The sequence below is a fragment of the Bacteroidales bacterium genome (assembly GCA_031275285.1).
GTDB lineage: Bacteria > Bacteroidota > Bacteroidia > Bacteroidales > UBA4181 > JAIRLS01.
Window position 1 is genome coordinate 1 of sequence record JAISOY010000083.1, and the last position, 14,685, is coordinate 14,685.

General features: G+C 38.0%; 11 protein-coding genes. 9 read left to right on the forward strand and 2 right to left on the reverse strand.

Annotated elements, in window-relative coordinates; all coding sequences use genetic code 11:
* Both LBQ60_08750 and LBQ60_08755 read left to right on the forward strand, forming a co-directional pair.
* On the forward strand, window positions 1–793 hold a 793-nt coding region (locus LBQ60_08750; protein ID MDR2037999.1), incomplete at its 5' end, for a hypothetical protein.
* 3 nt (window positions 794–796) lie between these two features.
* The gene (locus LBQ60_08755) at window positions 797–1,870 is read left to right on the forward strand and encodes a hypothetical protein (protein MDR2038000.1); all 1,074 of its coding nucleotides are present in this window, start codon (window positions 797–799) and stop codon (window positions 1,868–1,870) included.
* 22 nt (window positions 1,871–1,892) lie between these two features.
* Here LBQ60_08755 and LBQ60_08760 read toward each other — a convergent pair whose 3' ends face one another.
* Window positions 1,893–3,188 (reverse strand): site-specific integrase, encoded by a 1,296-nt coding sequence (locus LBQ60_08760; protein MDR2038001.1) that lies wholly within the window; start codon window positions 3,186–3,188, stop codon window positions 1,893–1,895.
* 768 nt (window positions 3,189–3,956) lie between these two features.
* Here LBQ60_08760 and LBQ60_08765 point away from each other — a divergent pair.
* The 3 genes from LBQ60_08765 (at window position 3,957) to LBQ60_08775 (ending at window position 7,006) form a co-directional block, all read left to right on the forward strand.
* Window positions 3,957–4,751, forward strand: coding sequence for a type IV toxin-antitoxin system AbiEi family antitoxin (locus LBQ60_08765; GenBank protein MDR2038002.1), 795 nt, complete (start codon window positions 3,957–3,959; stop codon window positions 4,749–4,751).
* Window positions 4,748–5,539 carry a nucleotidyl transferase AbiEii/AbiGii toxin family protein gene (locus LBQ60_08770; protein MDR2038003.1) on the forward strand — a complete coding sequence of 264 codons (792 nt, stop codon included), beginning with the start codon at window positions 4,748–4,750 and terminating at the stop codon, window positions 5,537–5,539. The genes LBQ60_08765 and LBQ60_08770 overlap by 4 nt, the downstream gene beginning before the upstream one ends.
* Window positions 5,540–5,881: 342 nt before the next feature.
* Window positions 5,882–7,006 carry an N-acetyltransferase gene (locus LBQ60_08775; GenBank protein MDR2038004.1) on the forward strand — a complete coding sequence of 375 codons (1,125 nt, stop codon included), beginning with the start codon at window positions 5,882–5,884 and terminating at the stop codon, window positions 7,004–7,006.
* Between the two features lie 298 nt (window positions 7,007–7,304).
* On the opposite strand, the gene LBQ60_08780 is transcribed toward LBQ60_08775, so the two are convergent.
* The gene (locus LBQ60_08780) at window positions 7,305–8,168 is read right to left on the reverse strand and encodes an AraC family transcriptional regulator (protein MDR2038005.1); all 864 of its coding nucleotides are present in this window, start codon (window positions 8,166–8,168) and stop codon (window positions 7,305–7,307) included.
* A gap of 287 nt (window positions 8,169–8,455) precedes the next feature.
* Between LBQ60_08780 and LBQ60_08785 the strand changes: the two genes are divergently transcribed.
* From LBQ60_08785 to LBQ60_08800, 4 genes are read left to right on the forward strand one after another with little or no spacing between them, the layout of a single operon-like run.
* A complete protein-coding gene (locus LBQ60_08785; protein ID MDR2038006.1) occupies window positions 8,456–8,908 on the forward strand; it encodes a MarR family winged helix-turn-helix transcriptional regulator in 453 nt (150 codons plus the stop codon).
* A 7-nt stretch (window positions 8,909–8,915) separates the two neighbouring features.
* Window positions 8,916–10,019 (forward strand): efflux RND transporter periplasmic adaptor subunit, encoded by a 1,104-nt coding sequence (locus LBQ60_08790; GenBank protein ID MDR2038007.1) that lies wholly within the window; start codon window positions 8,916–8,918, stop codon window positions 10,017–10,019.
* Between the two features lie 18 nt (window positions 10,020–10,037).
* On the forward strand, window positions 10,038–13,211 hold the full coding sequence (locus tag LBQ60_08795) for an efflux RND transporter permease subunit (GenBank protein ID MDR2038008.1): 3,174 nt from the start codon (window positions 10,038–10,040) through the stop codon (window positions 13,209–13,211).
* Window positions 13,201–14,622: an efflux transporter outer membrane subunit gene (locus LBQ60_08800; GenBank protein ID MDR2038009.1), complete on the forward strand. Its 1,422-nt coding sequence runs from the start codon at window positions 13,201–13,203 to the stop codon at window positions 14,620–14,622. The genes LBQ60_08795 and LBQ60_08800 overlap by 11 nt, the downstream gene beginning before the upstream one ends.
* The last annotated feature ends 63 nt before the right edge of the window (window positions 14,623–14,685 follow it).

Below are 14,685 nucleotides of genomic sequence, written 5' to 3' on the forward strand. Positions count from 1 at the left end.
AGATGACGAATATACACACTGGAATTGTCCCGATACTGAATGGGTTACTACTCTTTCCGACTTGGTTAATCCGAAAAAAATAATCCAAAAGAAAGACGATTTTGATGAGGATTGGTTACGTTTACGTTATTATAAAAAATGGGAGGAACCGAAGAAAATTGGCAAGGATAAATATTTCGGACGAAGAAAAGATGTTTTCTACCTGATAGAAAGTTATTTGGTTAGAAAAACAGATAAGTTAAATATTATTAAGTATTTAGAAAATAGAAATCTTTGGGGTAGACAGATGCCTGAACGTCGTGACGAACATTCATTGCTGTTTAATCGCGAAAAATTTTGGTCTCCCGCTTATCTTGATACTTACCAGAGTAACAAACGAATATGGTATACGATTCCTGATACCTCTTATAAAGTTTTAGTTACAACCGAAGCCGCAAATGGAGGTATAGAAAATGATAAATCGGGAGCTTGCGGTTCATATCGTATTCCTTGCAAATATATCTTTGAAAAAATGCAGCTTCAATATGCACCAGTTGATGGCCTTTTAAAAAATATGGAAGGAGAAATTATTGTATTTAACCATAATCTTAGAGGAGTTCTCATCAAAAAGAAGGGTTTAATTCAATTCTTAAATGAAAATAAATTGGAAATTATTTGGACGGTACTTGGTGAAAAGCTTTCATTTATTGATGATAGAAATGAAGAATCATATTTTAAAGTTCCTTGTGGCGTCTTTTGGCTGAATGAGCATGGTAAAATGGAAGGCGAATTAAAAATGTACGATAGGTATTGAGATATGGAATTATATTGTTATCAGGCAGAATGTGGCGATGCCTTACGCATTAGATATATTGGGGATGACGGGAATCCGCATAATATTTTTCTTGATTCGGGATACGAACGAACATTCAGATATGTTCTTCAACAAGAAATAAATTCACTTATTGATAGTAATGAATCAATTGATTTATGGATTATTTCCCATATCCATGATGATCATATTGGCGGAGCAATAAAATATTCCAAATCGGTAAATGATTCGGAGACTAAAGATATAGTAAAGACTTGGTTTTATAATCCGCCTCGAAAATATTCGATTCCAAAAAACAATAATGATGATATCAGTTCGGCAAAAAGTATCCGACAGGGGGATTTGCTCTATGATTTTTTGTTACAAACCAATAAACTTCCGACATTCGATATAACGACAAACTTATCATGCCAGAATTTATTTGGATTAAAAATGTATATTCTTTCTCCGACTTCAACCACTATAACAGAGCTTCGAGAAAAATATAAAGATGGTAGATTGTTGGTCAGGAATGAAATAGATACTATTAGCAGCACAAAGGCAGCATCAATATTTGATTATGATAGATTGTTAGAGTCTTTTGATTTGAATAACTTTGAGGAAGATGATTCATTGGAAAACAGAAGTAGTATTTCTTTACTGTTTGAATTTGAAGATAAAAAAATTTTGTGGCTGGCTGATTCGCATCCAACAGTTGTCTATGAATCGCTATCCAAGATGGGATTTTCAGAAATCAATCCATTAATTTGTGATTTTGTCATTGTTTCACACCATGCAAGCAAAGGAAACAATAGCAGTGAGTTATATCATATTATCCGATGTGATAACTATCTTGTCAGTTCCGATGGTGAAAATACACATTGTCTTCCAACAAAAGAAGCATTATCACGAATTATCAGAAACCCACGCAGGGACTTGGCAATTCCTTACAATTTGTATTTCGCATACGATACTGACAATTTAAAAAGGATTTTTCAGTCTGACACGGAAAGCGTATATCGTAAATGGAATTTCAAAACAATCTATACTAAAGATAAAAGCTTGCTTTTTCGATTGTAACACCTGCTTTTAAAAGAAAATGTTACACCCTGTTAAATTTATCCATTTCACTTTCTTTTAAAGCGTCAACAATTTTCACATAAGGTTTCATCGCTTTGTAATCACTATGCCCCGTCCATTTCATAATCACTTCCGAAGGAATACCCAAATATAGCGCATTGACAATGAAAGTACGGCGACCGCAATGAGTGGTCAACAAGTCATATTTAGGATATACTTCTTCAAACCGCTCATTCCCTTTGAAATAAATGATACGCTGTGGTTCGTTGATACCAACAATTTCGCCCAATTCTTTCAGATATACATTCATTTTCACATTAGAGATTACAGGTAAGGCTTTGTCATCTTCAAAATGATAATCAGCATATTTTTCCAGAATAGCACGACTGTATTTATTCAGTTCAATTTTTAACCCGTCAACTGTTTTTTGAGTTACTACTTCAATATGGTTAGGTTTTATATCTGAACGACGCAGTTTGGCGACATCAGAATAACGTAAACCCGTAAAACAAGTAAAACAAAATACATCCCGTACACGGTCAAGATATTGTTTGGATTCGGGTAATTGATAATTGAGTAATTGCATTAGTTCTTCCCACGTTAAGTGAATTACTTCTTTAGAATTTCCGTCTGTTCCTTTAAATTTTGGTCTGAATGAATCATGAAGTGTACCTGAATAATACCCTTTCTTGTGTGCCCACCTCAAAAGCCAACGAACAAAAGCTACATTCTTACTGATTGTAGTATTACGCATACCCAAATCAAACAGGTACTGTACGAAATTTTGCAAGTCTGATTCCGAAATAGTTGAAATATCAATATCCTTGTTAAAATTAGTCAAATGCACATTCAAAGTTTTAAATTTCGCATAAGTAGAATTTGTCCAATTGTTTTGACGTCCCATTGTCTTGGTAAATTCGTCAATATAGTCGGAAATAGAGCGCTTAATCTCAATTTCAAAGTTATCATTGTCTATGCCATTCATTTTATTAAAAACGTCTCTATACTCTTGTGCAGTAGGGATATGGTTGTTAACCTCAAAAGATTTGAAAACGTCGTCCACTAATTTTTCCAATCGCTGTATTTCATTATTTATCACTGTAGCCGATATTTTCTTTTTACCATGCGTAGTCCCTACTTTACATCGTTGTGCTTCCTTAATCCATTTCGATAATTCCACACGGTAACCCACATTAAAGGCTACAATCGTATCCTTATTATACCGAATCCTCAATCTTACTTTTGCATCGGATTTGTAACCGTCTTTTTCGTTTCCTTCTTTATCCAAAAAGAACAAACATTTTCTCTTTATATCCATATCAAAAAAACTTAGTCCCTACTGTGCAAAAATAGGGACTAAAAATGAGATATGCAAGGACTTTTTGTGATATTTTATTTATTTGTAAAAATCATAAAAAGCTATAATACAGAGATATTTATGTGAAAATGAATTTTTATGATATTATGTGAATGGAGCCGTCAGCTCCACCAGAAGGTAAATCAAAACAAAAAACTCGCGAAATCAATGATTTGCGAGTTTTTTGTTTTGATACAAATAGCAAAAAATTCAAATAATAACATTCTCTAGGTGGCCAATTCGGTTACCTTGAAATAACAAAACTTTGGTAACCGAATTTCATTCGAACTCAAATCGTGCTGTGAAATCACCTTTGAATTTATCCGCGACGGTTACGAAATCATCAGTGCTACGACTTGCAGGAATATAAGAAAACATCAATCACATATTATCCTGTCACACATTGTTTCGACGATCTCGAAACCGAAGGTACCCTGAAATATTACAGCAAACAATGCAACGTAATGGGCGAAATACTACTTCATGTTATGACTATTTTACCTCCAACTACATGTAAATCAAAACTCTACCAACCTCTTCGCCTCCGAACTCGAAAACAGTTACAACAACTGTGTCTGTTCCTACATTAGGGAAATAATTAACTTAGATAGCTTTTGATGAGATATCGAAGGATAAATGTATATAATGTTGCCAATAAAAATTAATAATTTATATTTGCAAAAGGATACAGATTTCGTATCTGTTTGCAAATAAAATAATGAGTATTCGATGACATACAATTATTTAGATAAATATTTGGTGAAAATACGTTCGAAAGGACGTTATTCATTCACAATAAAAAAATTACAGGAGGAATTTAATGTGTCTTATCGAGCTATCAAACAGAACCTTTACAGGTTAAAATCCAAAAATGAAATTGCACAGGTTCGTCAAGGTTTTTATGTCGTCATACCACCAGAATATTCCAAGCTGGGAATGTTGCCTCCCTACCTGTTTATCGGCGATTTGATGAAATCACTGAATAAACCTTACTACGTAGGATTGTTGTCTGCAGCTGCATTAAACGGAGCTGCACACCAGCAGCCCATGGAGTTTTTTGTTATTGTGCAAACTCCTGCCCCACGGAGCATTAACAACGAAAAACTGAAAATTTCTTTTTTCTCAAAGAATATCTGGGAGCAGGATGATATCGTGAAGAAAACAACAGATGCAGGATATATCAACGTTTCTTCACCCGAATTAACCGCATTGGATTTATTGGCGTATACCGATAAAATAGGACTGAACAGAGCGACAACGGTATTGCAGGAGTTAGCGTCAACAATGAAGGTTTCGGCACTCTCGAAAACTGCAAAGAAATATTCTCATACGCCAGTAATTCAACGATTAGGCTACATTCTGGATAAAATATTGGGCGAAGAAAAATTGGCAGAAGCATTATTGAAAGTCCTGAATGACAGAAATGTCGTTCCTGTGTTATTATCCACTCAGAAAGAGAGAAAAGGTGAAACAGATACAATGTGGAAGGTAGTTAAAAACATGGAAATAGAAAGTGATTTATGATACCCCGGAGATATATAGAAGAATGGAAAACACAAGCACCTTGGCCAAATGACGCACAGGTGGAACAGGATTTGGTAATAGCAAGGGCTTTGGTCGAAATGTTTTCGGATGATTTGCTGAACCGCACTCTGGCTTTTCGAGGTGGGACCGCTTTACACAAGCTCTATTTGCAGCCTCAATCCCGTTATTCCGAAGATATTGACTTAGTACAAATTAACTCGGAACCGATCAATCCGATACTCAAACAAATTCGTGAACGACTTTCTTTCTTCGGTACCAAGCGAACAGTAAAACAACACATCCACAACAACACCATCATTTACCGATTTGAGACAAGTACACAGCCCATCATTAACATGCGGTTGAAAATTGAAATCAATACCCGTGAGCATTTTGATGTACTCGGGTTAAAACAAATTCCCTACAAAGTGGAAAACACATGGTTTTCTGGCGAATGTATGCTGACAGGTTATGAATTGGAAGAATTATTGGGAACCAAGTTGCGTGCATTGTATCAACGTCGCAAAGGTCGTGACCTGTTCGATTTATATTGGGCAATAGCGCATCAAAATGTCGATACCGAAAAAGTTATTCGTTGCTACAAAACTTATATGCAACATTCCGTTGATAAACCGCCCACACAAAAGCAATTTCTTGCCAACATGGAAGAAAAGATAATTGACAAAGAATTTTTGGAGGATATTCACATCATATTGAAACCAGGTGTTGAGTATGATAATTTGGAAGCTTGGGAAGTAGTGAAAAAGGAATTGATTGAAAGAGGTTAAACTGAAAAAATATCAGACAATAGAAATATATACGCTTCTTAATAGCCTATTTGTTAGTGCTTTGTTTCTTATAATAGTGAATTGATCACTCACTTTATGAAATTATTTTGATAAGAATTTATTTAATCCTCATTTTTCATCATTAGTTTTCTTATGTTTGTAAGGTTTTATATTATCCTATCCTATTATAATAAATATTAAAACAATACTTTTATCATTCAACGATTTGATATCGATCTGTTTGTCAGCGACGGTCATTCATACTTGTCGACAGGTTAATAGTTTGATAGAAAAACTTGCAAAGGAGAGCAAATTCTTGGTGTTATCTAATATTTTTCATTGATGGACATAACAATCTATGAAGTAAAGCAAAAAAGAGACCTGAAAAAATTTGTCAGGTTCCCGTTTAAACTATATGCAACCTGTAGCAACTGGGTCCCGCCCATTATTGCGGATGAAATGTCCACATTGCGGAAAGATATAAACCCGGCATTTGACTATTGCGAAGCCAAATACTGGCTGGCTTATAAAGGTAAGGAAATAGTAGGGCGGATAGCAGGTATCATCAACCACCGAGCAATTGAGAAATTCAGGAAACGTTCATTAAGGATAGGTTGGGTGGATTTTATCGACGACTATAATGTGTCCGAGGCGTTATTTTCAGCGGCAGAAGATTGGGCGAAAGAAAAAGGATTGATCGAAACACACGGACCGCTGGGCTTTACTGATATGGATAATGAAGGTTTATTGGTTGAAGGTTTTGAAAACCTGCCGACAATTGCCAGTATATATAATTACCCGTACTATGAAAATCATTATGTGAAATATGGGTACCAGAAAGATGAAGACTGGCTACAGTATAAAATTGACTTTACAAGGCCTGTGCCGGATAAAATTGAAAGAATTAACAAACTGATTATTGAAAGGTACAATCTTAAAGTATTGAAGTTTTCATCCACAAAAGAGATGTTGGGTCGTGCAAAGGAAGTGTTTGATGTTTTGAATACATCGTTTTCCAATCTTTATGGTTTTGTTTCGCTAACAGATAAAGAGATCGATTACTACGTAAAGCAGTATTTCTCATTTATCAATCTCGAATATGTTTGCCTGGTTGCCGACAGTAATGATAAGATTATCGGTTTCGGTATCAGCATGCCTTCTTTGTCCCGGGCTATGCAAAAGGCTAAAGGACGACTTTTCCCGTTTGGTTTTATTCATTTGCTAAGAGCACTGAAAAAGCGTGATACTATTGATTTATACCTGAATGGGGTATTGCCCGAATGGCAAAAAAGAGGAGTTCATTCAATATATTACTCTGAAATGAATAATGCATATTTACGGAATAAAATTCCGGTAGGCATAACGAATCCTCAGCTTGAAAGCAATGCAGGTGCGATTTTGGCCTGGAGGGATTATAATAAAGAATTGTACTTCAGAAGAAGAGCGTACAGTAAATCAATCGGGTAATATTCAATCTCCTGAGGATTTTATTGCTACTGAATGTGTTATATATTACCAAATGATATGAAAAATCGTTGGGTATGGTTTTCTGTTGCTACGGTAAAATTGAATTTACCAATTCTTTAAAAGACATGTTGTAGAAAATATTGACGCGATGATTCTAATTGAGTGATTCGATAAAGAAGAACTGTGAGGTGAAGCCAAAGGATGATTGTGGATTATGCTTATGACATAGAAACATTGAATAGATCCGACTTCAAAATTATCCATCGAACACGCCACTTATTTGCATCAAAACTCAAAACTAACTTTCTCTATAGTCTAATGGGGTCATGCCGGCATACTGTTTAAAAAAACGCCCGAAAAAGGACGGATTAATAAAATTTAACTCTTCTGAAATCTGTACAACTGTTAAGTCAGAGGTCTTTAACAGGACTTTTGCTTCGAGTATTACAGCATCAATGATCCATGAATTAATAGATCGTCCGGTTATATTTTTCAATGTTTTTGATAGATATTTAGTCGTAATACATAATTTATCCGAGTAGAATGAGGCACTTCTTTCTTTTTTGTGATGCTCTCTTAATAACCTGATAAACTTCTCTACGATGATTTCTCCCCTTGTAGTATATTTTATGATATTACCGGTTTTAGATTCAGAATATAAAGAACCAATTTGTACGATGAGCGAATAGATCAAACCCTTAACGACCTCTTCTTTATATATGTTATCTTTTCGGCCATAAGATTCTAGAATAAAAGCATGGAATTTCATTAAATATTTCATATCCTCATCCGATATAACCAGGCAAGGACAATTTCTTATTCTGTCAAAAACGTCGAAATCAGTAGGTAAGGAGGTGATAAAGTCAATAGAGAAAAATAAATTTTCGACAAAATCATCCTCAGAACTTTCCATTGGCTCAACGATCTGGTCCGGAAGGATGGTAAAAATGGTATTTGGTTTTAAAAAATACTCTTTATAATCTATTTTGACTCTCGATGTCCCCTTAGAGCATATCCCGAACAATATTCCTTTTAAAAGGAAAGGGTGTTCGAGTGAAATATCCGAAGGAGATGAGGAATTTGTAAATACATAATTTCGAACCGTTCCCGATTGAGGATCTAATAAACCGTCTAATGATACTATAGATAATTGTTTCCGCATATTATAAAGATAGTTAAGGATAACTAATGAGATGTCTTTTCAAATTAAAACAATATTTACTACTGCTTTTATATCAAAATTAATTCACAAAGCGACATTTAGAACGTTTCTGGAACTATTCAGGTATTAAATCAGGAGAGCAAAAGCCCAATATTTGTAACGGAATAAAGCAAGAATAGTTTTTAGTGCATGGCATTATAGTCTTTTTTTAATGGATTATTTGGTAAGGTGCCATCATTGTAAGCTTACTTATAAATATTTTGTAACAGAACTAAAACTTAAATTGTATGAACAGATGTAAGGCATCACAATACCGACAGGAAAATGTGGATAATTTAATATGGCGGGTAATTAAACTTTTCATCAAACATAAAAGGCAGATCTTGGAAAGATTTGCCCTTACATGTCCTCAATATGAAATTCTTTCCGCATTATATTATTATTCCGATAATAAAACAGAAATATATCAGATTGACCTGTCTGAAAGAACAGAAATTGATCCACTCACCACTTCGATCATTTTACGTGGTTTTCAGGAAAAAGGCTTGATAACACTACATCACAACAGTATGGATACCCATATTGTCATTGTTGAGTTTACTGAAACCGGAGTGGAATTATTCGAAAACGTTTCGAAGCAGATGAAAAAGTTAACCGACCATGTATATCAGGGTATAAACATGGATCGTCTCATACCACAGTTAATAAAACTATCAGATAAATTTAATAATTTAATTTAAGAAGATCATGAAAACTAATAGAATATTTTATGGAGCAGTAGTTTTTGCCATGTTTGTCTCCTGTGGAAACAAACAACAGGATGCATCTCAGGCAAACCAATTGGTATATCCTACAGAGATGTTGAAAAAGTGTGATGCTCAATCACAGGTTGTGTATCCTGTGTCGATTAAAGGGCAGGAAGACATTGAAATACGTCCCCGTATCGATGGCTTTATCGATGCTATTTATGTAGATGAAGGTTCGGCAGTGGAAAAAGGACAATCACTTTTCAGGATCAATTCGCCACAGGCCGAACAGACCCTTACTACCGCAAAAGCATCGTTGATCAGTGCACAGGCGCGGGTAAATACGGCAAGAATAAATGTAGAGAGAGTAAAACCTTTAGCCGAAAAAGGAATTATTGGTGAAGTCCAACTGGAAACAGCCAAAGATTCTTACCAGTCGGCATTGGCCGATATGGCACAGGCAGAAGCTGCACTTAAAAATGCACAGGCAACTGTTAGCTGGACGAATGTGACCGCTCCCGTAACAGGTTTTGTCGGTGCATTACCCTATCGTCAGGGAAGTCTGGTGAATTCATCCAATGTGCTCACTACCGTTGCCAATACAGGTAATGTATTTGCCTATTTTTCATTAAATGAAAAGGAATTAAGGGCTTTGATGAATGATCTTGAAGGGACCACCCAGAAAGAAAAGATCAAAAATATACCGCAGGTGTCATTAATCCTTGCCGACGGGACTAAATATCCGGAAAAAGGAACAGTAGAAACCATTACAGGAGTACTGAATGCAAGTACCGGATCAGCCAATATAAGGGCCGAATTCCCTAATGAACATGCTGAATTGAAAAGCGGAACAAGTGGAAGTATCATTATTCCCCGCACATTACACAATGTCTTTCTTATTCCCCAGAAAGCCACTTTTGCCCAACAGGATAAGACGTTGATCTTTGTTGTACAGGGCGATTCTGTGGTGCAAAAAGTAATATCGGTTGTCCCGATAGCCGGCGGGAAAAGTTATGCGGTAACCGACGGATTAAAGGAGGGGGAAAGGATCGTCACCGATGGCATTGTCACATTGAGCCATGGTAAGAAAATAGAATTCAAATAATCTTAATTTCCGGAAACCATGTTAAAATTATTCATAGGAAGACCTGTATTATCTACCGTAATATCTATTATTATCGTAGTACTAGGCTTCATCGGTATCGTATCGCTACCGGTTGAAATGTACCCGGATATTGCACCACCCACTGTACAGGTGGAAGCACAGTATCCCGGAGCAAATGCGGATGTGGTGATGAATAGCGTGATCATCCCACTGGAAGAACAGATAAACGGCGTGGAAGGAATGACCTATATGACTTCTACGGCATCAAATACCGGTATTGCCAGTATCTCTGTGTTTTTTAAAAAGGGTATTGATCCCGATATTGCAGCAGTAAATGTTCAGAATCTGGTTGCCCGGGCCACATCACAATTACCTGCTGAAGTAAATCAGATCGGTGTTTCGGTGAGGAAACAGTTGAGTAGTTATATCCTGATGATCTCGTTGTCTTCCTCCAATGAGGATTATGACGGACAGTTTATCCAGAACTATGCCAATATCAATCTTATTCCCCAGATAAAACGTGTTTACGGTGTTGGAGATGCGATGGTATTAGGTGCTAAGGACTATTCAATGCGTGTGTGGCTCAAGCCCGACGTAATGGCATCATATAAAGTAAATCCGACAGAAGTGATTGCGGCATTACAGGATCAGAATATTGAAGCAGCACCCGGGGAACTGGGACAGAATAGTGACCAGACTTACCAGTATACACTGAAATATACCGGAAGATTAAAAACGGTAGAACAATTCGATGATATCATTATCCGTTCAGAGGGTGGTCATATTCTACGATTGAAGGATGTGGCCGATATTGAGTTGGGATCGTTGAATTACAGTCTTATCAGCCGGACAAACGGGAATGAGTCCGTTTTTATGGCCGTTAGTCAGACCGCCGGATCCAATGCCCAGGACCTGATCAATAATATAAAGAATGTGATCAATGAGGCGTCCCTGACATTCCCTCCCGGATTGGAAGTGACTTATATGGTAGATGTCAATGAGTTTTTAGATGCCTCCATGCGGAAACTGATCCAAACATTTATTGAAGCCCTGTTATTGGTATTTCTGGTAGTATTTATTTTCCTGCAAAGCGGAAAATCGACACTTATACCGGCTATAGCAGTTCCTGTCGCCATTATCGGTACCTTTTTTTTCCTTCAGGTATTGGGTTTTTCCATCAATATCCTGACCCTGTTTGCCCTTGTTCTTGCCATTGGTATTGTGGTGGATGACGCCATTATTGTGGTGGAGGCAGTACATGCCAAGATGGAAGCCGGCGAAACGGATCCGAAAAAAGCCGCATTGGCTGCGATGACCGAAATAGCGCCTGCTATTGTAGCTATAACACTGGTGATGTCATCGGTATTTATTCCGGTTAGCTTTATTGGCGGTACAAGCGGTGTGTTTTTTAGGCAATTTGGCCTGACGCTGGCCATTTCGATCCTGATTTCAGCAGTAAATGCACTTACCCTGAGTCCAGCCCTTTGTGCCTTATTCCTTAAACCGCAACATGGCGGAACGAAAAGGAATTTTGTACAGCGTTTCTTCTATTATTTTAATATATTATTCGAAGCAGGTACTGCAAAATACAAATCATCGCTGGTTTTTCTGGGCAAAAAAAATCATCAGTGGATAGCTGTGGGTGTTGTGCTACTGTTTTCGGTAATATTATTCGGTATCATGAAAAAATTACCGACAGGTTTTGTGCCCGCCGAGGACAGTGGAAGCATGGTTGGTCTTATATCCCTTCCTCCGGGATCATCGCTGGAAAGAACGGATTCTATCGTACAAAAAGTAATTGCGGTGACGGATGAGATTGATGCGATCGATTTTGTTACCGAAATTACAGGTGTAAATTTCATGAGTGGTGCAGGAGGTATGGCCGGTTCATATAGTACCCTGATGATCAAATTGAAACACTGGGAAGAACGTTCGATCTCCACTAATGAATTATCCGCCTTACTTACCGAAAGAACACAAGGAATACAGGGAGCTACGTTTATGTTCTTCGGTATGCCTACTTTGCAAGGATTTGGTATGAGTACGGGTGTGGAATTGAAAATGCAGGACAGGACAGGTGGTAACGTCCAGGATTTCTATAATGTTACCGAAAAATTTCTGGGTGACCTGGGGCAGCGGGAAGAAATCATGACTGCCATGACCACCTTCAATCCGAACTTTCCTCAACGGATGATTGAAGCCAATATGCCTAAAATAAAGGAAGCCGGATTGACATTAAATGATGTAATGACCACCCTGCAAGCCTATATAGGCAGTATGTACGTAAATAATTTCAATATCTTCGGCAAGCAATTCAGGATCATGCTGCAGGCACCACCCGAATACAGGGAAAAACTCGAAGATTTGAACAAATTGTTTGTCCGGGTACCATCGGGAGATATGGCTCCGATAAGCGAATTCATCACCGTAACCCCGATTACAGGACCGCAGTCCCTTACCCGGTTCAATATGTTCCAGTCGATGGATGTTACCGTGATACCCGATTATACCAAAGGATACAGTACGGGTGATATTATCGGCATTATTGATGAATACTCGAAAGAATCACTCCCAAGTGGGTATGGCTATGAATATTCAGGGATGACACTCGAAGAAACCAATCAAAGTTCCCAGATCATCTTCATATTTGCCATCTGCCTTATCTTCGTTTACCTGCTTTTATCAGCGCTGTACGAAAGTTACATTATCCCCTTATCGGTATTGTTTTCATTACCGGTAGGATTAGCGGGTGTGTTTATCTTTTTAATGATTTTTGGAGTACATATCGGTATTGTAAACAATATTTATGTACAGATCTCCATCATCATGCTGATCGGGCTTTTGGCCAAAAATGCCATCCTGATTGTCGAATATGCCATTCAACGGCGCCAGCAGGGTCAAGGTATTGTTGAGGCGGCAATTAATGGAGCAGTTGCACGTCTCAGACCGATCCTGATGACATCCTTTGCATTTATATGCGGACTTTTGCCGCTGATGTTTGCCAATGGTGCCGGCGCATTGGGCAACCGGTCTATCGGCATCAGCGCTGTCGGAGGAATGCTTTTCGGTACCCTGATTGGAATATTGGTGATACCCACATTATATGTACTCTTCCAAACCCTGCAGGAACGTTTCATTAAAAAAGAACCGGTATCAAATAATCAATTAACAGATAACGATCATGAAAAGTAAATATATAACAGGAATAGCTTTATTGGGGATAATTATCTCCATAGGAATGACCTCCTGTAAGGTGAAAACCAGATATAAAACCCCGGAGGTCAATACAGAAAATATGTTCAGGGACATGGATCCGGCAGATTCTGTCACCATTGCAGATATCCCATGGAGGGAATACTTCAAGGATAATCATTTACGGGCTTATATTGAAGAAGCAATCAATAATAACTTCGATATGTTGATTGCTGCCGAACGGATTAAGCAAGCTGAAGCAGCCTTAGGAGTTGCCCGTGCTGCCTATTTTCCCGATATCGCAGTTGCAGGACAAGTCGAACAAAACAGGTTAAGTAATGCGGATCCGCTGACAGGTATACCAAAAGACAAGAAAGGGCTGGCGTATCATACGGAAAATTATTCCCTGGGCATCGCCACAAGTTGGGAATTGGATATCTGGAACAAAATACGTCAGTCGAAGGCTGATTACGCCGGGATGTTAAACAGTTATGCCGGTCGGGCGCTGGTTCAGACTTCGCTGATTTCAAATATGGTCAATACCTATTATTCATTATTGGCATTGGATGAACAGTTGAATGTAACCCAACAGATGATCATGTTGATGGAAGAAAATCTGGTATCCACCGAAGCTTTGAAAGAAGCCGGGATGCTCACCGGTGCAGCCGTGGAACAAACCCGTGCGGCATTGTATAGTACCCGTGCTTCCGTACCCGACCTGAAGTCCAATATACGGCAATTGGAAAATACGATCTGTACATTGATGGGACGTAAGCCTGATCTGATTGAAAGATCGACCCTTCCGGAGCAAATTGTTCCGGATGGACTGGCTTACGGCATACCTGCCCAGATGCTCGCCAGGCGTCCTGACGTATATCAGGCGGAATTATCCTTTCGTTCCGCATTTCATCTGACTCATATTGCCAGGTCGAACCTATATCCGAAAATAACAATAAGTTCCGGTATATTAGGTTTTTCTACTGTTAATTCACTAAGTAATTTTTTTAAATCAGACCATTTCTTTTCTTCAATAACGGGAGGTATTACACAACCCTTATTTGCGCGCAGACGATTAACAGCTCAGTTGAAAACAGCCAAATCAGATCAGCAGATTGCATTGCTGACATTTGAAAGGAGGGTTCTGGAAGCAGGTCAGGAAGTATCGGATATTATGTATGTCTTCACTTCCTCGCAGGAAAAGGAAGAAAATCGAATCCAACAGGTTGAATCATTGAATAAAGCAGTGTATTACACCCAAGAATTGCTTAAAGCCGGCGAGGCCGATTATCTGGAAGTATTGACAGCACAACAGGGGCTGTTACAGGCGCAATTGAGCCAGATAAATGATCATCTGCAACAACTCCAGGCAACTTCAGATCTCTATCGTGCTCTTGGCGGCGGTGTTGAATAATAGTGGGGTAAACGTTTATTTTTTATGTAAAACTTTTTTCATCATATAAAGATTGAGAGGATA